Below are 406 nucleotides of genomic sequence, written 5' to 3'. Positions count from 1 at the left end.
GGTCCGGTCCGCCGACAGCGGGCTGCCGGTGCCGGGCGCGATGGTCATCGTCACCGATGTGCGCGGGGACCTGCTGGCCACCGGGAACACCGACGAGCAGGGCGGCTTCTCCTTCGCCGAGCTGGTGCCGGGAACGGTGACCGTCGCGGTGAACGCCCTCGGCCACCGGCCGCGCGCGCTGCCCGTCGAGGTGGGCGGCGCCGGGGTGACGCGGCTCGAGATCGAGCTGGAGACCGGCGCCCGGGTGCAGGGCGTGGTCCGCGCCCCGCACGGGCCGCTGGCCGACGCCCGGGTGACCCTGGTCGACGCGGCGGGCAACGTGGTCGGCACGGCCACGACCGGCGCGGACGGGGCGTACGCCTTCGCCGACCTGGACGGCGGCGAGTACACCGTCATCGCCACGGGC

General features: G+C 77.1%; 1 protein-coding gene. It reads left to right on the top strand.

The features are described from left to right. Positions 1–406 (top strand): carboxypeptidase-like regulatory domain-containing protein (locus tag GWG65_RS40365; protein ID WP_275200941.1); only part of this gene is annotated, 406 nt, incomplete at both ends.

The sequence above is a fragment of the Bradyrhizobium sp. CSA207 genome (genome assembly GCF_029051685.1).
Classification (GTDB): domain Bacteria; phylum Pseudomonadota; class Alphaproteobacteria; order Rhizobiales; family Xanthobacteraceae; genus Bradyrhizobium.
Note: the sequence above shows the minus strand (reverse complement) of the source record. Positions and strands in the feature narration are given on the sequence as shown.